General features: G+C 36.1%; 23 protein-coding genes. 12 read left to right on the forward strand and 11 right to left on the reverse strand.

Features of this window, described 5'->3' with window-relative positions; all coding sequences use genetic code 11:
* Nucleotides 1-507 precede the first annotated feature (507 nt).
* Nucleotides 508-846: a hypothetical protein gene (locus C8D70_RS03135; RefSeq protein ID WP_076597510.1), complete on the forward strand. Its 339-nt coding sequence runs from the start codon at nt 508-510 to the stop codon at nt 844-846.
* A gap of 215 nt (nt 847-1061) precedes the next feature.
* Here the strand turns inward: C8D70_RS03135 and C8D70_RS03140 are convergent, their stop codons facing one another.
* Together C8D70_RS03140 and C8D70_RS03145 are read right to left on the reverse strand one after the other, a co-directional pair.
* The gene (locus tag C8D70_RS03140; protein WP_110366340.1) at nt 1062-2633 is read right to left on the reverse strand and encodes a M20/M25/M40 family metallo-hydrolase; all 1572 of its coding nucleotides are present in this window, start codon (nt 2631-2633) and stop codon (nt 1062-1064) included.
* Nucleotides 2634-2909: 276 nt separating this feature from the next.
* Nucleotides 2910-3086, reverse strand: coding sequence for a histone H1 (locus C8D70_RS03145; RefSeq protein ID WP_076597882.1), 177 nt, complete (start codon nt 3084-3086; stop codon nt 2910-2912).
* Between the two features lie 397 nt (nt 3087-3483).
* Between C8D70_RS03145 and C8D70_RS03150 the strand changes: the two genes are divergently transcribed.
* The 5 genes from C8D70_RS03150 to C8D70_RS03170 all read left to right on the forward strand — a co-directional run bounded on the left by C8D70_RS03150 (nt 3484) and on the right by C8D70_RS03170 (nt 7658).
* Nucleotides 3484-3735: a hypothetical protein gene (locus C8D70_RS03150; RefSeq protein ID WP_136523061.1), complete on the forward strand. Its 252-nt coding sequence runs from the start codon at nt 3484-3486 to the stop codon at nt 3733-3735.
* Between the two features lie 158 nt (nt 3736-3893).
* Nucleotides 3894-4808: a helix-turn-helix domain-containing protein gene (locus tag C8D70_RS03155; RefSeq protein ID WP_076597884.1), complete on the forward strand. Its 915-nt coding sequence runs from the start codon at nt 3894-3896 to the stop codon at nt 4806-4808.
* A gap of 88 nt (nt 4809-4896) precedes the next feature.
* The gene (locus C8D70_RS03160) at nt 4897-6102 is read left to right on the forward strand and encodes an MFS transporter (protein WP_076597885.1); all 1206 of its coding nucleotides are present in this window, start codon (nt 4897-4899) and stop codon (nt 6100-6102) included.
* Between the two features lie 240 nt (nt 6103-6342).
* Nucleotides 6343-6795 (forward strand): MarR family winged helix-turn-helix transcriptional regulator, encoded by a 453-nt coding sequence (locus C8D70_RS03165; RefSeq protein WP_110366342.1) that lies wholly within the window; start codon nt 6343-6345, stop codon nt 6793-6795.
* 20 nt (nt 6796-6815) lie between these two features.
* A complete protein-coding gene (locus C8D70_RS03170; RefSeq protein ID WP_110366343.1) occupies nt 6816-7658 on the forward strand; it encodes a universal stress protein in 843 nt (280 codons plus the stop codon).
* 29 nt (nt 7659-7687) lie between these two features.
* Here the strand turns inward: C8D70_RS03170 and C8D70_RS03175 are convergent, their stop codons facing one another.
* Nucleotides 7688-8284, reverse strand: coding sequence for a Crp/Fnr family transcriptional regulator (locus C8D70_RS03175; RefSeq protein WP_110366344.1), 597 nt, complete (start codon nt 8282-8284; stop codon nt 7688-7690).
* A gap of 111 nt (nt 8285-8395) precedes the next feature.
* Nucleotides 8396-8752 (reverse strand): winged helix-turn-helix transcriptional regulator, encoded by a 357-nt coding sequence (locus C8D70_RS03180; RefSeq protein ID WP_110366345.1) that lies wholly within the window; start codon nt 8750-8752, stop codon nt 8396-8398.
* A gap of 464 nt (nt 8753-9216) precedes the next feature.
* Between C8D70_RS03180 and C8D70_RS03185 the strand changes: the two genes are divergently transcribed.
* From C8D70_RS03185 to C8D70_RS03200, 4 genes are read left to right on the forward strand one after another with little or no spacing between them, the layout of a single operon-like run.
* Nucleotides 9217-9663 (forward strand): hypothetical protein, encoded by a 447-nt coding sequence (locus C8D70_RS03185; protein WP_076597890.1) that lies wholly within the window; start codon nt 9217-9219, stop codon nt 9661-9663.
* Nucleotides 9660-11735, forward strand: coding sequence for a GMC oxidoreductase (locus C8D70_RS03190; RefSeq protein WP_110366347.1), 2076 nt, complete (start codon nt 9660-9662; stop codon nt 11733-11735). Before C8D70_RS03185 ends, C8D70_RS03190 begins: the two co-directional genes overlap by 4 nt.
* 4 nt (nt 11736-11739) lie before the next feature.
* Nucleotides 11740-13194 carry a ferritin-like domain-containing protein gene (locus tag C8D70_RS03195; RefSeq protein WP_146212847.1) on the forward strand — a complete coding sequence of 485 codons (1455 nt, stop codon included), beginning with the start codon at nt 11740-11742 and terminating at the stop codon, nt 13192-13194.
* 18 nt (nt 13195-13212) lie between these two features.
* Nucleotides 13213-14739, forward strand: a complete 1527-nt coding sequence (locus tag C8D70_RS03200; protein WP_110366349.1) for a peroxidase, FMP-type — start codon at nt 13213-13215, stop codon at nt 14737-14739.
* A gap of 81 nt (nt 14740-14820) precedes the next feature.
* On the opposite strand, the gene C8D70_RS03205 is transcribed toward C8D70_RS03200, so the two are convergent.
* The 5 genes from C8D70_RS03205 to gndA all read right to left on the reverse strand — a co-directional run bounded on the left by C8D70_RS03205 (nt 14821) and on the right by gndA (nt 21174).
* Entirely contained in the window at nt 14821-15459 is a 639-nt protein-coding gene (locus C8D70_RS03205) for a TetR/AcrR family transcriptional regulator (protein WP_076597894.1), read from the reverse strand.
* 717 nt (nt 15460-16176) lie between these two features.
* Nucleotides 16177-16815, reverse strand: a complete 639-nt coding sequence (locus C8D70_RS03210) for a TetR/AcrR family transcriptional regulator (protein WP_076597895.1) — start codon at nt 16813-16815, stop codon at nt 16177-16179.
* 707 nt (nt 16816-17522) lie between these two features.
* Nucleotides 17523-18233: a 6-phosphogluconolactonase gene (gene pgl / locus C8D70_RS03215; RefSeq protein WP_110366350.1), complete on the reverse strand. Its 711-nt coding sequence runs from the start codon at nt 18231-18233 to the stop codon at nt 17523-17525.
* A gap of 28 nt (nt 18234-18261) precedes the next feature.
* On the reverse strand, nt 18262-19743 hold the full coding sequence (gene zwf, locus C8D70_RS03220) for a glucose-6-phosphate dehydrogenase (protein WP_076597897.1): 1482 nt from the start codon (nt 19741-19743) through the stop codon (nt 18262-18264).
* Between the two features lie 12 nt (nt 19744-19755).
* Nucleotides 19756-21174, reverse strand: coding sequence for an NADP-dependent phosphogluconate dehydrogenase (gndA, locus tag C8D70_RS03225; protein ID WP_076597898.1), 1419 nt, complete (start codon nt 21172-21174; stop codon nt 19756-19758).
* A gap of 252 nt (nt 21175-21426) precedes the next feature.
* On the opposite strand from gndA, the gene C8D70_RS03230 reads away from it, so the two are divergent.
* Nucleotides 21427-21786: a prevent-host-death protein gene (locus tag C8D70_RS03230; RefSeq protein WP_076597899.1), complete on the forward strand. Its 360-nt coding sequence runs from the start codon at nt 21427-21429 to the stop codon at nt 21784-21786.
* 183 nt (nt 21787-21969) lie between these two features.
* On the opposite strand, the gene C8D70_RS21290 is transcribed toward C8D70_RS03230, so the two are convergent.
* Nucleotides 21970-22038 (reverse strand): hypothetical protein, encoded by a 69-nt coding sequence (locus tag C8D70_RS21290; protein WP_410493702.1) that lies wholly within the window; start codon nt 22036-22038, stop codon nt 21970-21972.
* Nucleotides 22010-22315 (reverse strand): hypothetical protein, encoded by a 306-nt coding sequence (locus tag C8D70_RS20990; protein WP_228407965.1) that lies wholly within the window; start codon nt 22313-22315, stop codon nt 22010-22012. The genes C8D70_RS21290 and C8D70_RS20990 overlap by 29 nt, the downstream gene beginning before the upstream one ends.
* A gap of 682 nt (nt 22316-22997) precedes the next feature.
* On the opposite strand from C8D70_RS20990, the gene C8D70_RS21235 reads away from it, so the two are divergent.
* On the forward strand, nt 22998-25820 hold the full coding sequence (locus C8D70_RS21235; RefSeq protein ID WP_110366352.1) for a T9SS type B sorting domain-containing protein: 2823 nt from the start codon (nt 22998-23000) through the stop codon (nt 25818-25820).
* Nucleotides 25821-25828: the final 8 nt, after the last annotated feature.

The following is a 25828-nucleotide window of genomic DNA, read 5'->3' on the forward strand; positions in this document are numbered from 1 at the left end:
AGAAAAAATAAGCATTGCGATCCACCCAATAACATATACATCAAATGTACAGCACAATGAAACACACGTATTTTCAAGTAAATAACTCTGTTTTGCCTTTTGGGAGCTAATTAACCCATACGGGTAACAGATTTCTGTATTTTTTACCATTCAACAAAAGCTGTATACATGATGTATCCAAAACATTGGAGTATATAGAATAGAAAATATACTTTTACATGAAAACACAAACTACATACTTTTTATTAGCTAGTCAATCGTTTAGTTGATATTAAGACCAAGTCAAGTACTAGAGCCGTAAGTGGTATTAAAGGATACAGCTGTTGTAAAGTTCAAAGGCAGTTTAGTTTATTATCTTCAGGCATTGAAAGCATTCTTATGATCGGTTGAGAAACGTTCCTGAATTAATTTACAAACTCTGGTATTTATTTTCATTCAAATACAGTTCATTAAAAAAGAACTATAAACTGATAAAATCTACATCATTATATTACAATTATATTACAAATGGATCATCACAAAAAATCTCCCTCAATGACACCTGATTATAAAAAAATTTACAGTGATATTGTCGATCTGAAACATCCGGAAAAGAAGCATGAATGTGCAAGGATTTTGGCCAAGAAAAACCTGTCAGCGTTTGATGTGATAGAAATTAATGGAATCATATTTAATTATAACCAGAACATTAAGGTCAATCAGTCTCATCGTTCTTACAATAAAGAAACGATCTGCAAAATTCTCGAGTATCAAAAAAAGAATTGCCTTAATAATACAAGGCTTGCTTTACATTTTAAGCTGAGCCGTAATACCGTAGCAAAATGGAAAAGTTTATTCAGTGTTTAATCAATTCACATGCAGGATAACAGAGTTTTATCTCTTTCCTATTTAGTTTCAGAGGAGGAGAAACATTCTAATTCTTAGAAAATTCATAATTAAAAATGCCGTTATTGGCTAAACATATATTATTTAATTAATAAATAATTGGTTTAGCCAATAACGGCAAAAAATAAGATATCAGAATATCACATCTGTTCTTCTATTGTTTCGAATCAAGAAAACTATTTATAGTCCTTAGAGCTTCTTCTGGGCTCTTTTAGTTCAGGCCATTTTACAGTCTCTCCTTTTTCATCCTGAGGCATTACTCTTTTTTCTCTGTTGCTGAATTCAGGATCTTCGGATGCCATATAAGCTAATGCTGCGGTTAAAATCACATTATTTTTCACCTCATCAAAAACGATTTTGTCATAAGTATCTTTCGTTGTATGCCATGTATATCCAAAATAGCCCCAGTTCAGAGAACCTAAAGATATTCCGGGTACTCCTGCTGCCACGAAAGAAGCATGATCAGAGCCACCACCTCCAGGCATTCCTGGAAAATCAGTTTTAATATGGCTTCTTACCGCTTTTGGAACCCCATCCAGCCATCTTCCTACATAGTCATAAGCTTTTACAAATCCTTGTCCGCTGATGTTGACAACACGTCCTGTTCCGTTATCCTGATTAAAAGCAGCCTGCACTCCTTTAATAATCTGAGGGTTATCTGCCACAAAACCTCTCGAACCATTGAGTCCCTGTTCCTCACTTCCCCAAAGTCCGATTACAATTGTTCTCTTGTTATCAGGATAATATTTCTTCAGAATTCTCATGGCTTCCATCATAGTGATCGTTCCTGTTCCGTTATCTGTAGCTCCCTGAGCTCCGTCCCATGAGTCAAGGTGAGCGGAAAGAATCACATATTCATCAGGCTTTTCTTTTCCTTTGATCATTCCAATTGTATTGAAACTTTTAGCCTCAGGAAGTACTTTTGACTGAGCATCAATTTTAATTTTAGGCTGAGTTCCATTTTCTGCCATTCTATAAAGCATTCCATAGTCTTCCAAATCGATGTCGATCATTGGAATTCTGGTTGTTTTCGCACCAAATATTCTGTTAGCTCCCATAATACCAGTCCAGTTTGAAATGGCAATACCTGCCGCCCCTGCTTTTTCCAATGCTTCGGGAAGCGTGTTATTATCATACCCGATATTCTTTATATATGCTGCAAAATCTTTGGCAGCCTGATCTTTTTCAGCTTTAAGCTTTTCATACAATTCTGGCGTTGCAAATTCTTTGATCTGCTCATCAGAACGTCCGATTTTCTGGTATTGTGCCATCAGCACAATTTTTCCTTTCACCGATGGCAGCCATTGATCAAATTCAGCTTTAGAAGATACTTTCGGAAGAATAATCACTTCTGCCTCAATCGCTTTTTTTGTAGCCGGACTCCAGGCCAGCTGTGTTGCAGAAAGGGATTTTATGCGCGGATATGTCATATCAACATGAGTAGTTCCTCTCTGCCATCCTTTCCATGTTCCGAATTGCTGAAGATTGGCATCTACTCCCCAGGAGCGAAGCTTATTGGCACTCCATTCGTTTGCTGCAAGCATTTCAGGAGTTCCTACAAGGCGGGGACCTATCCCATCCAACAGTTCAGATGCCAGCTTTTCCAGCTGAGAATTATGATTAACTTCATCTACAAAACTTTTTACGACAGGGCTAAGCCTTTCTTTTGGGTCAACCTTTACCTGAGCCCATGAAAACTGAGCAGCCAGCACTACTGCAGGCACTGCCAAAAATCTATTTATCCTCATAATATATATTGATTGGTTTAAAGATAAAAGAAATTGAGGAGATAGTGAAAAATTAAGTGAGAAAAGAGACTTTTAAATCATATTATCAATATTTTCATTAAAAACAAATGATAAAAATTCATCAATAACTACAATATAAAAAAAAACATCAATACAACAGTCCTTTTGATCTTTTGAAATGGTAATCCGTTTTCTGTGGGAATATCTGATTTCAAATAAAACTCTATTGAATTCAGTCCATAAAAAAACCGGCTTCAAAAGCCGGTTAATGGTGAATTATTTCTTAGCTTCTTCTACAGAAACTTTTCTGAATTCTTTGAACAGTTTGCTAAGTTCTAAAGCTGCTTTACGAGCTCTTGTACCAGCTGCCTTGTTTCCTTTTTCCGCTTGTTGGTTTGCCTCAGTTGTGAACGCTTCAAATTCTACGTTGATTTTTTCAATTAGTTCTTTCATTTATTTAAAAATTTAGGGTGCAAATATAGGTTTTATGGTGATTCCAGCCTAATTGTGTCGAAAAAAAATAGTGGATTAAATAATTTTTTTTTGTCTTTTTCAAATTCAATTTAATTTTTAAAATAAAATCAAATTATTATAGAATACAAGCCGTGTAATCGGATTTCATACAATGCATGAGTTCAGTTCTAAGTAAGTCATTAAAAATCAACATCAATCGATAAAAATTATGATAATTCTGCATTACAATATTCTTATATACATCACTTGATTTTATACAATTCTTCTTAATAACTTTATAACTCTTAGCGCTTTAAAATTGCAGCTCTATTCTATTTCTATCAGTATTTTATACTAAAAATTTAATGATACAGGATATTTTAAACAAATAATTTCTGTGCCAGTGGCATTTTCACCAACTGTATCCTTTTTGAATGGATTAATCCTTATAATTTTAAATAAAAAAGATCCCGTGGATATCATTTCAAAATTTACAGTAGGTTCTGAAGAGGGAATTTCTGATCTTATACCTATTATTGATTCTTCTCTTTATGCATTACAAAAAGAATGTAAAAACCGGACCTTTTCAACTGCCGTCTCATTATTTTGGAACTGGAGATTAATAAAGGTTAATCCAGCCACTTTTTAACCATAGATGTTCTAGATATTTGCATATATAATAGGGTATATCATTTTTTAGTTTTGCAACTATTGAGGAAGACTATAATTCTAATTTCTATTATCTCATTTAAAATTATTTTGAATGAATAATACTTTACCTATCTTTGATTTTTATAATTTCTACTTATGAGTGATCAGCTGGAAACGATAGAAGATTATTACAGACGCATCCGTAAAGATCAGATCAAAATATTTGATTCTGAGGATTTTGAAACCGGAAAATCCCATTTTAATATTTCCATGCGGAGATACTGCAGTTTTAAAAGTCCTTACAACCGTCGTGATTATTATAAAATAAGCTTTATCATTGGAAAAGGGACTATTCATTATGGCGCACATCAGTTGTTTATAGACGGTCCAGCTTTATTCTTCCCTTCTCCAAGCATTCCTTATTCATGGGAGTGCGAAAGTGATTTTCAGGAAGGGTATTTCTGTTTGTTCAACCAGGAGTTTTTTAATGGAAATTCAGAATTTAATCTGTTTAAAAAAACTTCCATGTTCAAAGAATGGAGCAAACCTGTTGTTTTTCTCAATGAAGAACAGACCCAGCTGGCCACTTTGTATTTTGATCAGATCTACAGAATGAATAATTCTACGTATCCTTTCCGTTGCAGCAGTATCAAAAGCAATCTTGCCTCTGTAATGCATCTGGCACTGGAAAACCGTATGGAAGATATCAATCCTAATGAGCTTCCCGCCAATGTACGTCTGTATAAATTATTCGATGAATTGCTCAACAAACAGTTTCCTCTGGACTCTCCTGCTTATCCGCTGGCCTTAAAAACACCTTCTGATTTTGCCGCACATCTGAACGTACATGTCAATCATCTGAACTCTTCCGTGAAATCTGTAACCAACCTTACAACCACACAGATCATTAAAGAAAAGATGTTTGAAGAGTCTAAAAACCTGCTGAAATATACCAATTGGGATATTGCCCAGATAGGTTATACTCTGGGGTTTGATCAGCCTGCCCATTTTAATAATTTCTTTAAAAAGCATGCACGGACTTCACCCTTAAAATTTAAGAACCTGTCATAATATTTGATTTTTGCAATTTTTACTTTGTCTTTTAAAATTCATTTTTATATTTCCTGACTTATTTTTGCAGTGTAAAAAATGAATGAATATGTTGAGAGAAGCATCTGAACAACGAATCAGATTAATTACCATTATGGCTTTCGTGTCTATCCCGCTTTCCGGTTTTGTCACGGATATTTATTTACCATCGTTCCCTTCTATGGCAAAAGAGATGATGGTTTCGGAAAAAGATATTCAGATTACACTGACATCATATCTGCTGAGCTACGGGATTTCCCAATTATTTGTAGGGGGAATTCTTGACAGCATTGGCCGCTACCGTCCCAAACTGATAGCCTTATTCCTTTTAATACTTACCAGTATTTTAATTACAATGACCAACAGTATTTTACTGATCTGTCTGCTTCGTATTCTTCAGGGAGCTGCAGTTTCAGTACTTGTTGTGGCTACGCGTGCTATCTTTGTGGATATTTATGATGCGGAAAGGGTAAAGCATTATCTGAGCTACTTCACCATTGTATGGTCCTGCGGTCCTATTCTGGCTCCTTTCCTTGGAGGATATCTTGAGAAAATCTTTAACTGGCATGCGAATTTTTATTTTTTGGCCGCTTATGCAGGATTTCTGTTTCTTTTTGAGTGGTTTTTTAGTGAAGAGAGTCTTCCCCAGAAAAAGAAGCTGGATCTTTCAGAAAATATAAGTCTTTACAAAATGATGTTGAAAAACAGGATTTTCATGTTGGGGATTTTCATTTTAGGACTGAGCTACTCTATCGTAATGTTATTCAATATTACCGGACCATTTATCATTGAAAACACTTTTCATTTTACTCCGGTAGTGATTGGCTACTGTACCCTGATCTTAGGATTCTCATGGATGATTGGAGGATTTATAGGAAAACGCAGACTGACTTTGGATTTTAAACCAAGAATTCTACAGCCTATACTTTTACAGCTGATTCTGATTGCAGCGTTGATCACCACCAGCTATTTTGCAGAAAGCCTTTTCATTATGATTCCTTTTGCCTTTTTCATTCATATCTGTTCCGGAATTTTATTTACCTCTTTTTTTACGACAAGTATGCTTTACTTTCCTAAAAATGCAGGAACAGCCGGAGGTTTAATGGGTGGATTGGTATATGTGATCACTTCGGTAACCAGTTTTATCATTTCTGTAAGTGGCACTGTAACTGATCAAATGGGGCTGTCCTGGCGATATCTGATCATTGCATGTTTTCTTTTGGGAATTATCCTTATTATGAATCAGGCTGTAAAAAAAGAAAAAGCAGGGAATTAATCTCTGCTTTTTTTATTTCTGTTTTACCCATTCATCAATGCCTTTTCTTATTCCATTCCATCATCATCCTACAATGCTGATTTCTATAGATTTAATTGACTGTTTTATCTTTTTGACAGAATATTTCATCCTCAATTAGTTTTAATTAAAACTAATTTTCCGTATATTTGATAGGATAAGTTTACTACAAGACCTGTTAAGATAAAACTTATCCTATTAAATCATTATTATCAAAATATAATGTCTGCAAAACAGAATAACATATCAGAACTGGCTCTGGAACTTGGTCTGGCAATGAGCGAAATGAAAAGCCGTCTCCGGCAGAAAATCCGGAACAGTATTAATGAATATGATCCGGATCTTTCTTTTGAACTGATCGAAATTCTGGGATTGCTTTCACGAAATGACGGAATCAATCAACAGGAAATAGGAAATAAAGTGAGTAAAGACAAATCAAGCATTACGTATCTCATCAACAGTCTTGTAAAAAGAGATTTGGTGGAAAGAACAGCTGATAAGAATGACAGGAGAAATAAACAGATCTTTTTGACTCCTAAGGGTAAACAGATTGTAGAAACAGTTTATCCATGGGCATTGAATCTTTATAAAAAAGCTGTTGACGGTATTGACGAGGCAGAGGTCACCAAAGCACTCCTTTTGGTAAAAAAAATGACAGCTAACCTGGAAGAATAAGCATTAAAAGATGATACAAAATGAGAACAATCCTTGTACCTGTTGATTTTACATCAACTACGCAAAATGCAGTAAGCGTTGCCGCAGACTGGGCAAAAACCTACGAATATCAAAATATTATCCTTCTCAAAACAGCGGGAGAATCTGAGTTTGATTATCTGCACATCGCAGAAGGGCATTCATTTGTGAATGAAGAAAGTGTGAACAACCTGTTGCAAAGGACTGAATTGTTATTTGATCAGCTAGCGGATATCATCGCTGAAAAATCAACTGAAATAAAGGTTTCCAGGGTATTGAGTGATTGGACACTGACAAGGAGTATCAATGAGCTTTTAAAAAACCAGCCTTCTGTAGACCTGATTATTCTGGGAAGTGATGATCAGACTTCTTTCACTGAGAGTTTTGTTTCTGAGAATATTATCAGTATTGCCAGAACAAGTCCTGTGAAAACATTAATTGTTCCTAACAGTTACCATTATTCGCCTATTAAGAATATATTTATTCCCTGTGATATTAAGGGTATTAAAAGATTAGAAAGACTGTTCCATCACAAATCTGTTATTCATAAACAAGATGTTCGTCTTTCATTTTTAAATATCAATACCTCCGAAAAAGAGGATAAGAACCAGAAAAAAGAACTGGAAGATTATATACGTGAACATCTAACGGAAATTCCAAGCAGTATCCATTATTCTCATGATGAAAATATTATACAAGGTATCTTAAACTTTGCGGCATCTGACAAATCAGATCTTATTATTGCGCTTCCCGGTAAACACAGCTTTTTGTATTATCTGGCAAGCAGAAGTATCTCCGAGGGAATTTACCAAAATACCTTCCAGCCTGTTTTAATTTTAAAATAATCAGAAAACTGAAAATAAATTACCGAAAACTAATAATAAATTTTTGTGCTTTCAATTTTAACCATTTTCTGCTCTTCCATTTTCTTGACATACCGGATCACTGTCTCCACCCGAAGACCGGTTAAGGTTGCTATTTGCTGCCTGGTGTAGGGAATCAGAAATGAATAGGCTTCTTCAAATCCGAAATATTTTTTAATATGATCAAAAAGCTTCATGAGTTTTATAATAGGATCCGAAATTGCCAGAAAGCTGGAAATCATATACCTGAAATGCATTCTGTCCGCTATATATTTATTAATTTCAAGTAGTAATTCAGGATTTACCAGTAGTATTTCGAGAAGTTTGGTTCCGGAAATTCTGATAATTTCACAGCTGGTAACCGCAATAGCATTGATGGCATAATGATGATCGGTAAACAAATAGCTTTCACCAATGCAATGTCCATCAAAAGGAAGTCCATGAACAAATTCTTTTCCGTCTTCCAAAAACGTATTCAGTTTTACTGTACCTTGTCTGATCTGGAAATAATATTTTGCTGCTACACCTTCCTGAAAAATGGCATCTCCTGCCTCATAACTTTCCAGAGTGGCTCCGTGGGAAAATAATAATTCTTCGCTTATGACCATTTTCTTATTATTAATTTGAGTAAAAATATTTAAAGTGTAAGCAATGCTGTAACTTATCAAATACCAACAAACAGTATTTTCTAACGTCAACACTACTCTTCTGACCTGATATCAGACTGTAATTTTCTTTTTATGCTTTGCTCCCCAATCTGCCAGTGCTGCAATAACATCTTTCAGTGACTCGCTATATTCCGTGGGAACATATTCTACCAGAACCGGTTTCTGATCTGCAATAACGGTTCTTTCTACCAAATGATTAACCTCCAGCTTTTTCAATTCACTGGATAATACTCTTGCTGAAATTCCGCTGATGGTTCTCTGCAGTTCATTAAAGCGTGTATGCCCGCCCAGAATAGCAATCATTACCCGGATGGTCCATCTGCCTCCCAAGACATACAAAGCATCCTCTGTAGCAGACAGATGGGTACTGCATTGCGGCCTTGAATACACTATTTTTTCTTCTTCCATTGTCTTTGTTTTCACTAATTACTAACCTAAATGTTATTACTAACCTTTTAGTAACTACTATCTTTTTATTAGTAAATATAAATAATTTTAAAACATCCATTTATTATTATTTTTAAGGATATTAATTTCCCGATATTAAAATCCAGTTCTATATTCACTGCCGCATTATTTAAAGTAATTCTAAACCAAGTGAAAACAAAACCTCTTGAAACTACTTTACGTAAAGGTTTTGTTACAAAAAATTAAAACTAAATAAAAACAAATTACGTAGAAATACTGAATCGTATCTGATGGGATCTGATTAATTTCGGATAAACAAAATTGATAACTATGGATCGCTTGAAATACATTCAATCATTTCGGAAAAAGAGGTGGTATCTGAAAAATCAGCAGCTGTAGATCAATAGGCTTGATCATCTCCTGATAAAAGGAGTTGAAGATATCTAACCCAAATTTTTTACGAAATGAATATTATTAACAAAATTCTCAACGTCGACGATTATTATTTCGACGTGTTTATGTCTATCTCGGAAGCGCTTACCGGGTTTACGGTGAACGAACTTCAGTCAACAGGGCTTGCAGAAACTTATTATACCTATGTTTTAAAAAGTCTGGAAGCAGCAACTTTCGTGGAATTCCTTACCGTTTCTAAAAATATTCTTGAAAATTCTTCCGGTGAAGAGGGATTAAAAAAAGCCATTCAATCTGAAATTATCAGCAACCCGGGAATGAATGACATTTCCGGAAAAGTAATTACCATGTGGTATCTGGGAACCTGGGAAGGGGCCTATATCAATGATCTTTCTTATAAGGAAGGTCTTGTCTGGAATCTGATGCACTCCCATCCTCCGGGAGCCAAACAGCCAGGATATAAATCATGGAATATTAAACCCGTAAACACCCACTCATGAGCCAGACTAATAACAAAAAAGATGTGATCATCGTAGGAACGGGGATCGCGGGATCATTGATCGCAAAGCTATTGTCCGATCATGTATTTGACGTAACCAAAGGAAAAATGATCCATCGTGCAGATGCCGGAAAATCGGATAATGTCAAAGAAATATCAATACTCATGTATGAAGCGGGGCTGGAAGCAGGTATTGAACTGGATTCCGTATCCTCAATGACCACTTATAATGAATATATCCGTACTTTTTACAAAGAGGAAGCCAAAGTTCCCAATTCTCCTTATCCAAATTTAAAGCAAGCTCCTTCTCCAAATGTTCTCGATATGGAACATATTGTTCAGCCGTATCCCGATAAAAAAGGCTATCTGGTACAATTTGGGCCGATGCCATTCGCAAGTGATGCGATAAGAGTAGGAGGCGGAACTACGCTTCACTGGCTGGGAACGACTCCAAGAATGCTTCCCAACGATTTCAGGCTTACTGAAAAATACGGCATTACTATTCCAAAGCCGGATTCTGATGAAAAAACTCCTGTCAACTGGCCGATAAGCTATGAAGAATTAAGACCCTACTATGAGATGGCGGAATTTGAAATCGGAGTTTCCGGGGATGTTTCCAGACAAGAATATCCTATTGATGAGAATATGGAAGAGTATTATGGAAACTATGTCTTCCCGATGGAAGAAATTCCTCAGAGTTATATGGATCATAAGATTATTGAGGGACTTAAAGGCACCAGCGTGAAACTAAGCTCCGGAGAGATTCCTTTAATGATGGTACCATCTCCACAGGGAAGAAACTCCATTCCAAATCCAAAATACGGAAAAACAAAGATCATCAAAGCTGAACCGAAAGATTCAGGATATCAACTGATATTAGACAGCTCTGAAAAAGAAGAATACAAAGCCCTTGGCTCTGTGTGGAATCCTTATATGGGAGAACGCTGTGAAGGAAACGCTTCCTGTGTTCCGATCTGTCCTGTTCAGGCGAAATACAATGCTTTAAAAACATTAAAAAAAGCTTTGTATAAACTTAATGATAATGAAAATCTTAAGCGCAATCCATACATGCAGATTCAGGCACAGAGTGTGGTTTACAGGCTAAGCATTGACCCAAATGATAAAGATAAAATCTCCAAGGTTCATTTAAGAAAATATACTTCAAAAGAGAAAACAGATTTTATTGAAGAATCCGTTGATACCTCAGATGCTATTGTAATTTTGGCTGCTAACGCTTTTGAAAATCCAAAAATCCTACTGAACTCCAAATATACCGTTAACAACGTTGTAAAGACGGCCGCTAACAGCAGTGACCAGGTAGGAAGAAACCTTATGGATCATATGGTAATGCTGACATGGGGACTTTTCCCTGAACCTGTTTATCCTTACAGAGGTCCCGGTTCTACCACAAACATTTCGTCATTCCGTGACGGGGATTTCAGAAGTGAATTTTCAGCATGGATTTCTCCGCTTGACAATTGGGGATGGGGATGGCCGGCATTTTCTCCGGGATCCGATGTCGGAGAATTTATCGGCAAAGGTCTTTTCGGTGCAGAATTAAGAAAAGAACTTACCAACAGGCTTTCAAAACAGGTTTTATTCCATTTTGAAATAGAACAGTTGCCTAATCCCAATAACAGGGTTACCATTAACGATCAATATCTGGATGTACTTGGAATTCCACGTCCTGTTATTCATTATGAACTGACAGAGTACGAAATGAAAGCTATGGAGCAGGCAAAAGATGCTTCGGATCAAATGTTTAAAAAATTAAACATTAAGGATTTCACAAAATATACAGAGAAAGACAAAAACTCTGTGATATACAATAAGAAAAGATATTCTTACAACGGAGCGGGTCATATCGTAGGAACTCACAGAATGGGTTCTAAAGCTGAAGATTCTGTAACCAACAGCTATTGTAAAACCTGGGATCATCCGAATTTATACGTCGTAGGAGCAGGAAATATGACTACGCTGGGAACTTCAAACCCTACTTTAACATTATCAGCATTCACGATCCGTTCGGTGGAATCTATCCTTGCTGATCTTGAAATTCTACTTAAAAAATAACAACATGAGACAAAGACTTATCAATAAAACAGCACAGCCACAGGAAACCTTATTAGCAGCAGGAAGAATGGCCGCAAGAAGCGCCGTAGTTACAGAAGCCATTTCATTACCTTCTTTATTATTTGATTCAACATTGAGCAAAGAAGACTGGATAGAGGGATTAAAACATCAAAGCAAAACACTGACTAATCTTTTATTGAATGATCAGATTGAAGATTTTAATGCCTATCTGGAAGCTCAGTTCGGTGCATTAGCTCCGGAATTTAAAAACGAGATAACGGAAATTGATTACAAACCGGTTTTACAAGACCTATTGCAAACGGCCATTCTTATTGAACATTCTACCATTCCTCCTTACCTTACGGCTTTATACTCAATCAAGGATGGAACTAACGCTCTGGCTTCACAAATTATCAGAAGTGTTGCTGTAGAAGAAATGCTTCACCTGATTATGGTTTGTAACGTTCTGAATGCAATTGATATCCAGCCTTCTGTAAACAAACAGGAGAACTACCCTACCTATCCGATGAAATTACCAATGAATGTGGATTTCTACGTAGGGCTTGAAACATTTTCAAGCAACAGTATTGCTACATTTATTGCAATTGAAAGTCCAAGCCAGCCTTTGGTAAAAGCTCCCAAATATGATTACGAAACCGATTCTTCCGCATTATATTCTCAAAGGGCAGCATTACAGGAAAACAACTTCTGGACTCTTGAAAATATGAAAGGTTTCATCATGGAAAATGTACACACCATTGGTGAATATTATGATGTCTTATTCTTCTATATAGTTATTTTCCAAATCATTGCTTATTACAAAGAGCATGGAAAATTTCCAACAAATTTTGAGGAATTAAATACCGGAGGAATTTTCACCGGAAACCCGGCAAAACAGATCCGTCCAGAGCAATATTATGGAAGTGGCGGAAAATTACATTCTGTAGAAGCTTTAGCCGGAGTCATTGCTGTTTTCCAGGAAATTAAGGGCCAGGGTGAAGGTGCTGATGATTCTATTTTTGATGTAGATCCATCTCAGTTTGAAGAAGGGGTTGAACTGGCACATTATTTCAGATTTAAAGAAGTTTTCCATGAGCATTTCTATCTGGGAGGAAACTATGAGCCTTTCATGGATGAAAACGGGATGATGCCTGTAACAACGCCACCTACAGGAAAAGATCTTCCGGTAGACTGGAACGAAGCCTATCCTATGAAACCTAATCCTAAACTGGAAGATTATATCAGAAACAAAGAATTACACGCCCAGGGTGTGGAGTTTAATAAAACTTACCGACGTCTATTAGATGCCATACAAAGTGCCGTAGAAGGAAATCAGAGAGAACTGGAGAAATCTATTATGTACATGTATGCTTTGAAAGAACAGGCTGTTAATCTGATGAAACAACCATTAGATGCGCAGACTAATGCCGGGCCAACTTTCGAATACATCAATCTATAATCATAAAAACGATATATCATGCTTAAAAGAAAAAAAGAAAGTCCCGAAGCGGGAGGCGAACAGTTATTCCGCAAAATGTCTGGTCAGAATGAAATTAATCTGGCTGAAATAATGGATGGATATTCAAAACTTCTTATTGATGATCCGGTAAGACCATTCAGAGAAGACAATCTGCAGGCCATTGAAAATAATGTAAATTATGGAGTTCTGGCTGCACTGGATGGTACCTGGGTAAGCTATAATGTCAATTACAATAAAGATATTCCAAAACCATCATTAGCAAGCGGAATACATACCACCATTATGCCTTCCCCCGGAACCAATTCAGGAACAATACCCGGAAAATTCGCTTTTGACAGTGAAGAATATATTGAGAAACTGACATTTTCCATCGTTCCGGGAGGAGTACGTAACCGTGGAGGTGCCAGTGAACTTTTCTGCGGAGCAGTTAAATACGAACAAAGCATTAAAAGTGTTAATGCTATACCAGGACAGGATGGTCTGAAATATACCCCCATCCACGAAGAAAACGGAATGTACCTATGGCTGAGTGATGTCTATAATCATGCAGCAACGAAAGAATCTATTGAAAGAGACCGTGGTATTCATGCCGTTTCAACAGAAGATGCCAAATATGGATATACCGGCGAGTACAGGGATGAGCCTTTACTAAGGATAACACCGGACGAAGATGCCAACCCCCAATATATTCTTCAAAGCCAGCTGCAACCGGGACAGCTTTATTATGAAATTATTCCGGCCCAGGAAATAAAGCCGGGAGCAGGGCTTGATGGTCCTTATTTTATTCCGGACTACTCTATCTCCCGAAGCGGAGTTATTCCTCATGGAAGTACCATTACTTTGCTTGGAGATATTATTCCTCAAAATAAGGATAACACAACGTACTATTTAATTGAAGGTTCTCCTCAGTTCCCTTATGGTAAAGAAGCATGGGAAACCAATCATCTTTCAATTTCACGTACAATGGGAAATGCAGGAGTAACGCCAGAAGAAATCATTGACCTTGATAAACCTGCACCGGATTGGGTTCACCAAACACTGGACGACAAGAATGATCCGGGTTCAAACAAGATTTATACCCAGAGAATACTGGCTGATGATTTATATCCTTACTCTGTGCGCCCTGATCTGAGACTTAGGGACACATTAAGAGGTCAGAAAGTCAGTAATTATGTTCATGTGAGAATGTCTTCCAAAATGAAGACCGGAGCACAGGGAGGAGTTTTGAATGTTCCTTTTGTCAACCGTTTTGTTCCTACCGTTGAGGTAGATATGGATATGTGGATAGAGACAGTGATTGAAGATGGAAAAGAGATTCTTCAACTTCAGTATGAGCAGATTGTATTCTTTGAATTTGATTTCGGAAATGATGGAGGTACTACAAGCTGGCCTCACATCCAGGTAAACACCCTTCGTAAGATACAGGATATTCCTGAAGAGCAGAGAAAGGTAATTGAAGAGCAGTTCTTTACTACGGATGGAAATGCTGTTACAGCTTCAGGCTGTCCTTATCATAAAGGATAGAATACTCATCAATAAAATAAAAAATAAGGGGCAGTGATTTGCCCCTTGTTATGTTCTTTACAATTTATCTTTATTAAAGGATTAAAGGTTATCATAGGTCTGATCTACCATAAAGGATATCGCTTTTTTAATCTTTTCGCGACCTTCAGGAGTGTTAGTATCGATGCCGCAGAAAATGCTTCCGTTTAGAGAAGCAAACATATTCAGGTAATAAAGCCCTGAAACCATGATCGCCATAATCGCACGGTATGTTTCCAATTTATCTTTGAAACGGGATTCCATCAACAGTTTAAAGATAAATTCTCCGTTTTCTTCCTGTGTATCAATCAGTTTCTTCAATGATTTTCTGGGCTCAGAGATGGTCCATAACAAAAGCTTCTGGGCTTCTTTATTGTTATACACATAATCAAACTGGGAAAGCAGCATATGCTCAATAAATTCTCTGCCTCCATCTTCAAGATTCGGTTTCATTTTTTCCACTTCCTCGCTGGTTACTTTTACCCAGAAATCCTGTGTACGGACATATTCGTCCATCAGGCCATCCATTCCTCCAAAATAGGTATAGATCATTTTTTTATCCACTCCGGCAGTAGCAGCGATATCATTAATCTTCAACCCCGCATGTCCCTTCGTTTTCAGTATTTTTCCAACAGCATCCAAAAACTTCTTTTTGCTGCGTTCCTTATTCCTAATACTACCTGATGCTGACTTTCTTTCCATGATTAAACATTCAATATACAAGTTTAAGAATTTTTTTTATCATTTTAGACACCAACAAGTGTCTAATTTAATTTGTTTGTATATATTTGTACAAACTAAAACCATTATATATATAAACACTACCGAAGTTAAAAAATTAAAAACTATTCAGACTGTATCGTTAGTTCCCTCAGTTTAAAATATTTCGAACATCAACGACTGAGGTAAAAACACAACCAGCAGCATCATTTTTCCATAGTGATGCTGCTTTTTTATATAAAATACCAGCCTGATATTAAATAAAATACTTTCCTATAGATATTTTTTATCACTATTTTTTTATTAAAGACACTCTTTACCTTAGAAATGTTTTCTGTTGTATTTTATAACCTAAACTGAGCCTATCGTATCATTTAAGAGAAGTTTTTACATAGACAACGAAAAATAACATGCTGAATTTCAAAATATTAAGTAAAAATAAGAGAAATTTCACAATTTTACACACTTTGAAGTGTCTTATTTTATATATTTGTATAAACTAAAACCAACTGCATATTTTAAAACACTATTAGGTTGAAAAATAAGACAATCCAAATTGTATTATTCGGTTCCCTTACTTTAAGACAATTTCAAATACGAAATAACTAAGGAAGAAACACAACTTATAGACAGACCATTAGCTTTATTTCTAATGGTTTTGTTTTTTTATAACAGTTTCAATTTTCAAAAATAAGAATTTTACAGGCTTTTATAGGTATGATGTAACATGAAAGAAATCGCTTTCCTGATCTTATCCCGTCCTTTAGGGCTGTCAACATCTATTCCACAGAAAATACTTCCATTCATTGCCGCATACATATTCAGGTAATAAAGCCCCGAAAACATAATGGCCATAATGGAGCGTACATGTTCAGCATTATTTTTAAAATGGGAATCCATCAAAAGCTTGAAAATATATTCTCCGTTTTGTTCCTGGGTTTCGGTGAGTTTTTTTAAAGATTTACGGGGTTCTGATAAGCGCCAGAGAATTAGCTTTTGCACTTCTTTGCTTGAATAAACATAGTCAAATTGGGATAAAAGCATTTCTTCTATGAAAGATTTCCCTCTGTCATACAATTTAGGTTTTATTTTCTCAGTTTCCTGAATGGTTACTTTGCTCCAGAAATCCTGTGAAAGGATATACTCATCAATCAAGCCGTCTATCCCTCCAAAATATGAATAAATCATTTTCTTATCCACCCCGGCTGTAGCAGCAATACTATTCACTTTCAAAGCAGTATATCCTTTTGTTCTCAGTATTTTTCCAACCGCATCCAAAAACTTTTTTTTACTGCGTTCCTTGTTCCTGATACTTCCTGCAACAGACTTTCTTTCCATAATAAACTTTCAAACTTACAAGTTTATGATTTTTTTTTCATTTTAGACACTTTTTAGTGTCTAAATTTATATATTTGCAGAAACTAATAACCATTTTATATAAACAGACAATCAGAGTTGTGAGGTTGAGAGAGATCAGATTGCACCGTTAGTTCCCTCAGTATAAATATTCTAATATTCCATTACTGAGGTAAAACATTACTCTGGCAGCATCATTATCATATAATGGTGCTGCTTTTATTAATAAAGCATGTTTTTTTACCCATTACATATAAGTAAATACTTTATTTCTTGGCTGTAGATTTATCCAAACCTAATTTTCAGAATTTTGCTATTCTCTTACAACGCCCTATTAGAAAGGATTTTATTCACCTTTCAAAATATTTTCAAAAAAGTTTTATTTTTTTTCAACTTTAGACACTACCAAGTGTCTTATTTTGTATATTTGCTCCAAACTAATAACCATTTTATATAGAAACACTATTTGAGTTGGAAAAATTAAAAGTTTCGAACAAAAAACAACTAAGGTAAAAACACTAAATGCAACAGCGTCATGAATTTTCTAATGATGCTGTTTTCATTTAGGATGCTTTATCTTCGTTTTAATCTACAGAAAATTGTATGTACCGGGAATCCGGTATCAGAATAGTTGATATGAAGAGAGACTGTCCAGGGACAGTCTCTTATTTTTTAAAGATTGAAATGTATTAACCTCTGGCCTTTTCGTCTGTAAAAAACTGAAATCCATCCTTCTTCTCAATAAGCTGCATTGGATACAATGAAGGATTATATTCACCATTCAATACCTCATTCAGTGCATGTTTTTTGGATTCACCAAATGCAATAGCCAGAATATTATCCGCATTATTGATTATTGGTGCAGTTAATGTGATCCTGAACATTTCCTGAGACTTAAGATAATAGGCAGATACCCATTTTTCTTTTTCATTTAGCACTTCTTCCCCTGGAAATAATGAGGCTGTATGGCCATCATCTCCCATTCCCAGCAGGATAAAATCAAAAACTCCATCATCACCAAGAATAGTTCTGATCTGCTGCTCATAAGCTTTTGCATAATCTTCAGGAGTTATGCCTTCAGCATACATAGGAAAGATATGATTTTGATCTATCGGAACCTGGCTGAGCAGCGTCTCCTCCGTCATCCGGAAGTTGCTTTTATCATCATTTAAAGGAACCCAGCGCTCGTCAACCCAAAAAAAGTAGACTTTATTCCATTCAATATGTTCTTTATATTCCGGTGTTGCCAAAAGTTTGAAAATGGCTTTGGGAGAAGATCCTCCACTTAATGCCACCACAAAACGGCCATTTTTCAGAATAGATTTTTTTGAAAGGTCAACAAATGCATCTGCTGCCCTGGTGTACAGTTTTTCCAGATCGTCAAATACTGTAATATTCATTTTCTGTTTGTTTAAATTTAGATTGTTTTTATACCCAGCTGTGTCCCTGTCTTTCTACCAAAGCATTAACGTCTTCCGGCCCCCAGCTTCCCGCTTTGTAATTGGGGAAAGAAAGATCTTTATCATTTTCCCATGCTTCCTGTATGGTTGTGACAACATCCCATGCTTCTTCCACCTGGTCGGAACGCATAAATAAAGTAAGATCTCCTAAAAGAGCATCCTGCAGCAAAGTTTCATAAGCTTCCGGAGTATCTTCTTTACAGGCAAAATTATCGAAAATCATTTCCGCAGGTTTCAAATCCAGCGTCAGTCCCGGTTTTTTGGTCATGAACTGTAATCTGATATCCATCATGGGCTGAATATTAATAATCAGTCTGTTAGCCGATAAATGATGCGGACTGTCTGAGAACGTTGAGTGAGGAAGCGGTTTAAACTGAATGGTAATATAAGAATGTTTTTCTTTCATTTTCTTTCCGGTACGGACATAGAAAGGAACATCCTGCCATCTTTCGTTATCGAGATAAAACTTAATCGCTGCAAAAGTTTCTGTATTGGAATCCGAAGCAATTCCATCTTCCTGACGATAGCCTTTCACTTCCACTCCGTTTATGGTTCCTTTTCCATACTGGCCTCTTACTGCATAATGTTCAACCTGATCGGAAGATATTCTTCGAATTGATTTCAGAACGTCTACTTTTCGGTCTCTGATTTCGCCGGACAGTAATGAAGCCGGCGGTTCCATAGCTACCATACACAGGATTTGCAACAGGTGGTTCTGAATCATATCCCTTAATGCTCCGGTCTGTTCGTAAAAAGCTCCTCTCGTCTCTACCCCAACTTCTTCCGCTACGGTAATCTGTACGGATTCTATGTATTTATGATCCCACAAAGGTTCAAAAATAGAATTTCCAAATCTGAATGCTAATATATTCTGTACGGTTTCTTTCCCCAGATAGTGGTCGATACGATAAATCTGTTCTTCTTCAAAAGTTTTAGCCAAAAGGCTGTTCAATTCAATAGCCGACTGTTTATTATGCCCAAAAGGTTTTTCAATAATAATACGATCTTTCTTAGGATCAGAGGCCAATGAAGTCGTTTTGATATGATTGGATATGGTAGCAATAAAATTAGGTCCTATAGATAAGTAAAACAACCTGTTTGCTCTTACCCCATATACGGAATCAAAATCCTGTAATTTCTGCTGTAAATTGTGATAAGAGCTTTCTTCATCCAGCTGATGCTGAAAGTAAGTAATATGAGCCTGAAAACCAGCCCAGTCTTCGGAAGTTACTTTTTTTCTGGAGAAGCTCTCAAGGTTTTCTTTGATATAATTTCTGAAATTTTCGTTGGTATTTTCTGCCCTTCCCAATGCTACAATATTAAAGCCTTTGGGCATTCTTCCATCGATATATAAGTTATAAAATGCCGGAAAAAGTTTTCTTTTTGCCAGATCTCCTGTAGCACCAAAAATAACGATAGTTGTTGGCTGCAAGATTCTATTTTGATTCATTTTTTCCGAATTTTAATTGTTTGCACTTTGCCAAGAAGTATGGAAAACTCCCTCTCTGTCAATACGCTGATACGTATGAGCTCCGAAATAATCACGCTGAGCCTGGATCAGATTCACGGGAAGAGATTCTGTGGTATAGGCATCAAAATACCCCAAAGCCGTCTGGATTCCTAAACTTGAGATTCCGTTGGCAACGGCATATCCTGCTGTTTTTCTTAAAGCTTTGATTTTTGATTTTACCAGTTCTGAAATCTCATGATCAAGAAGAATATTAGAAAGGTTAGGATTTTGGGTATACGCTGAATAGAATTTTTCCAGCAATACAGAACGGATAATACATCCTCCCCTCCAGATTTTCACAACATCTTTCAGAGGAATTTCGAAACCATATTCTTCAGATGCTTTTACGAGTAACGACAGACCTTGTGCATAGCTGATTAATGTAGAAAGGAAAAGAGCATCACCCACTTCTTTGATGAACAATTCTGTATTTTCAGGCTTAATAATTTCGCTTTCACTATATATTTTTGAAGCCTGAACTCGTTCGTTTTTATAGGCAGATAAAATTCTTGAAGTTACTGCAATGTCAATAGTGGGAATAGAAACCCCGATTTCCATGGCCTGTTCGGATGTCCATTTTCCGGTTCCTTTTGCTCCTGCTTTATCTAAAATCTGATCTACAAGGTAGCCATCTGTTAATGAGTCTTTCTGGGTAAAAATATCTCTGGTAATTTCAATAAGGAATGAGTTCATTTCGCCATTATTCCATTCTTTGAAAACCTGATAGAGCTGTTCATTATTGAGACCCGCTCCTCTTTTAAGAAGATCATAAGCTTCACTGATCAGCTGCATAATTGCATATTCAATACCGTTGTGTACCATTTTCACATAGTTTCCGGCAGATCCTTTTCCCATATAGGCTGTACATGCTTCGTTGTCTACTTTGGCTGCAATGGCTTCCAGCATCGGCTTCAGAAGTTTGAATGCCTCCGGATCACCTCCCGGCATTATACTGGGACCTTTTCTGGCTCCTTTTTCACCTCCTGAAACTCCCATTCCCATAAAATGCAGTTTTTTGGATGCCAGATCAGCAACACGTCTGTTGGTATCTTCGAAATAAGAGTTTCCTGCATCAATCACGATATCGCCTTCGCTTAAAAGTGGGGTAATATTTTCCAGCACAGCATCTACAGGTTTTCCGGCAGGAACCATAAGAATAATTTTTCTTGGGACTTCCAGAACGGATACAAAATCTTCTAAAGAAACTGTACCTTTCACCTTCATTTCTGAAGCAGCTCCGCTTTCTAATTCTTTCACTTTTTCCTGATCAAGGTCAAATCCTGCGATTGAGAACCCATTATCAGCGATATTATAAAGCAGATTCCGCCCCATTACTCCAAGGCCAACCATTCCATAACTATATCTTTCCATTATATTGGTATTAATATGAATTTTATTATACAGTGAATAAAATTACACAAATGCCCATAATGAAAAAAATAAAAGGACATAAAATGTTTGCTTCACAATTGTTTCGTCCTCATTTATAAGCCCCTAATATTCACATTTTCACATGATTTTGTCTTTACAGAATAAAATTCGATCATTAATATGGGAATGATCTATTAAAACAGTCTGTTTTTTGGCATAATTAAACTTATATTTGCCAAAATTTATAAAGTAATGAACTATAAACTTGAACTCAACACTCAGGAGCCTAATTCTAAAATCGTTTTTAATAATATCATATTTGATTCGTTCAAGATTAATATAGTTGAAAGATATATCGGGTCAATGAAGGCTCGTCCTACATTATGTGAAGTTTTATTTAAGGTAAGAACTTTGGATAATGTCATTATCAACAGAAAAGATGGTCATGTAAGAGTAAAGGTAAAGGGTGATGATTTTGAAACGTATCAGAAATTATCCCGAGACCTGAATTCCTATGAATACAAAAACAAACTGATTAACAGAAAAGAGGTTGAACAGAATTATGTTCATTTCATCCTGAGTTTAGTAATTACAAATTATCAGCTTAATTAAGCTGTACCGGATATTCTCCTTCTATAATTTTACAGAGGGAGAATGTTCAGGAAAACAATACACAGAAAGCCATCGGTTTTTTAATTAAAAACTGTAAGTTATACTGAGCATTCCATTTTGATTCTCAGCGGTTTCGAGCTGATTTTTTTTAAATATAGTTTAAATCAAATTATTCGTTATTACTTAGCATATTGCTTCGATGATATTTTTCACTCCAATTCTTTCAAACAATTTGCTCCTGCAAAATTTTATGGTACCTGGCAACACGAATAACTGTTCTGCAATTTCTTCTATTTTTAGTCCCCTGAAGGAAAAGCCGGACTATTCCGATCTCCCACAATTTTAGGGCAACTTTAGATTCTTCCGTCCATTTTCCCGTGAAGAGATTATATTTCAAGTAGGTTTCTGAAGTATTGGATATAATCCTGATATTTCCTTCTTTCCTTTTCAGGGAATAAGAAACCACACAGACTACTTTGGAAATTTCGCCATGATCATATAGGGGTGATCCTATAGTTAACAAGCACATCTAAACTGTTGGTATACTTAAGATGGAAATCGTAGGTAATAGTGTGTATTTTTTTCCTTCGGGTGACAGGCATTCAAAAAATCTGATTCCGCAAGTATTTACTTTTCTTAGTATAATTATATTCAGCCTTAAATCTATTGAAAAAAAAATGCTTTAAATACAAAAAACACTTGCTTTCATTGCATTTTCAATATTAAATGAAATTTTTCAATATCATACACATATAAAAACAGGTATTAGGCTGAAGATAAAAAAAACATTAAAATAAAAATCAAGTATTCTCTTTACTGGAAGTGTTTCAACATAGGCTCCTTTCAAATTAATTCATCAAGATTTGATTTAAAACTATACAAAAGTATAGTCAGTTTATATTTTTATTAAATTATTTTTACCCAAGCAATAAAATGGAAACTGCTCTAAGAAAAAAATATAAAAAAATAAATAAATCTTACCTTGTTATAATCAGACCATTAAGTGCACGATTTTGTATCTAAAGTATCAAACGGCATTCATATGCCTATGAAAAGAATTCCTTTTACTTAGTATTCTTCTATTTTTCACACAATCCAATGATTACTATTGTTAATAGAAACAACATATGGAAATATGACAATTAATAATAAAATCATAATCATTTTAAAAAAAAGAATTCGTAATTTTTAGAACGAAAATTTAACGATACATGAAAAGTTTTATATTTTGTTTATTGTTCCTTATATTCAGTTCACCTCTTTCGGCGCAAAGAGACACAGATCATTGGTTTGCACCTTATTACGCCTCAGTAAATTATACACAGGCACTCTATCTTTCTACCGATTCTGCAACTCCTTTTGTTGTTACAATTAACAGCAATAATATTCCAATAGGTAACGTAACCATAAGTAAAGGGTCTCCTCAGACTTTTATGGTACCGGCTAGTATTATAGCCGCTAATGTTGCTTCAAAAGCGTTTACAACTATTAATAAAGGTTTGCATGTACAGGGAAGCAAGCCATTTTACTGTTCATTAAGAATGGTAAGCGGTACTGTACACGCTGAAATTATTACAAGTAAAGGAAAAGCCGGTATTGGCAAAGAGTTTTTTGTAGCCGCAACTCCTACTATTGCGTCACAAAACATATTTAACTTCACAGCAGGTATATTGGCAACAGAGAATAATACAGTTATCACTACTACATGGAACGGAAATGTAACATTCTTTGGAGGAACACCTGCAACGCATTCGCAAACAATCACTCTCAACAAAGGACAATCTTTTATTTTCGCCGGAGGTCCTGGAGTTGGAGGTCAGAACATATCAGCTTTTATTGGAGCTAAAATTGTTTCTGATAAGCCTATTACCCTTACTAACGGAAACATCAATGGAAACTTTGGAAATAACACCAGCATGGGATCTGATGCGGTTCTTGATCAGTCCGTACCTACGGATAGACTTGGGAGCACTTTTGCCATGGTGAGAACAAGATCTACAAATCCAGATCTTGAAGGTGGTATCATCGTAGGAACTGAAAACAATACACAAATATTTATTAATGGTTCCAACACTCCTGTTGCTACCATCAACAGTGGAGAATTTTACAGAGTTTCAGGAAATAACTATGTACAGCAAGGAAATTCCGGACATTTCAATATGTTTATTACGACTTCAAAAAATGTCTATTTATATCAGTTGGTCTCTGTAAATAACAGCAGTGCAACGTGTGGATTCAACTACATTCCGCCATTGAACTGTTTTTTACCCAGAAAAATTGATGAAATAGGGAAAATCAATGAAATGCCAACAGGAACGGGAACAACAAGCACTGTTCCAACCGGAACTATTGTAAAACTGAATATTTTGACGGAAACCGGAGCTAATGTGACGGTAAACGGCATCACTCCCCCCGCCGCACAAGGACCTTTCCCATTGACAGGAAATAGCAGCTGGGTAACATATGCCATCCCATCTATCACCGGAAATGTAACTGTGGTTTCTGATAAAGCTGTAACAGCAGGTATTAATGGCGGTTACAGTACATCTGGATATGGAGGTTATTTTGCGGGCTTCTCTTCTATCCCACTGATTTCAAAAAAAACCGGGGATTGCATTCCTGGTATTGTATTGGAAGTAAATGACAACTACGATACCTACCAATGGTTTCTCAACGGAAATCCTATTAGCGGAGCCAATACCAATACTTATACTCCACTGACTGCAGGAAATTATACAGTGAAAATTGCAGTAAGCACTTGTCCACCGGCAACCACCCCTGTATATAAAGTATATACATGTCTTCAGGAATCTACAAAAGCAATTACTGTTTGCGAAGGACACCTGACTATCAAACCAGAATTTACCAATTCTACCCAAACTTATGTTCCGAGTACGGTAACGATTATTACTCCTCCAACAAACGGTACTGCTACTATTGATGCAGCAGGAGTAATTAATTATGTTCCCAATTTCGGTTATATGGGTACTGATACTATTGTTTATAAATTTTGCGGAAATAACCCGGATTTTACAGATTGTGAACGAGTAACTGTAACATTAACTGTTTCTGAAAGCCCAATTGTAAAAGATGCAGCTTTAAGATCGTGTTTCCAGCCATCCAATCCGTTGCTTGGGATATTTGATTTAACAACGGCAGGAGTTAATGTACAACCAGGAATTACTAAGCAGTACTATCCATCTCCTACTGATGCGCATAACGGGACAAACGAAATTTTGACTCCCGCCAATTACATTGCTCCTAACGGCGTAGTTTACATTAAGGTGAGCAATGCCAACGGATGTTACAAAATCGCAGAAGTACCCCTTACGGTTATTTCTCCTACCTACTCAGAAGTATTAAAGGATAAAATTATCTGTATGGAAAATACAACCACACTAGATGCAGGACCAGGCTATACTTCTTATGAATGGAGTACGGGAGCAACAACACAGTCCATCAAAAATGTAGGGGTTGGAGCCTATTGGGTAGATCTGAAAACCAGAGAATGTACCACCAGGCAAACAGTGAAGGTTTATGCTTCTGAAAACCCTGTTATTTCAGATGTTAACATTAATAATAATACGGTTACCTTAAACGTAATTGCAGGTACAGCGCCTTATCAATATTCGATGGATAATATCAACTGGCAGAGTGAAAACCTATTTACCAATATATCCCGCGGAAGCCACACTTTCTATGTAAGGGATTCATATAACTGTGTTCCTGTGCAGGTAGAAATTACAGTTCCTAATCTGATCAACATCATCACCCCTAACGGTGACGGAATCAATGACGTACTTGATTATTCTGCTTTAGCTTATAAAAGTAATTTCACATTCAGCATTTATGATAGATATGGAAGTAAAATTCATACAGGAAGTAAATTAAACGGATTCAAATGGGACGGAACCATGGACGGAAAAAAAGAACCTACAGGAACTTACTGGTTTGAAATGGGCTGGAATGAGAACAACACGAAACAAACTCCAATAAAATATACAGGATGGATTGTAGTAAAAAACAAGAATTAACACCAACC

Source organism: Chryseobacterium sp. CBTAP 102, assembly GCF_003201365.1.
Taxonomy (GTDB): domain Bacteria; phylum Bacteroidota; class Bacteroidia; order Flavobacteriales; family Weeksellaceae; genus Chryseobacterium; species Chryseobacterium candidae.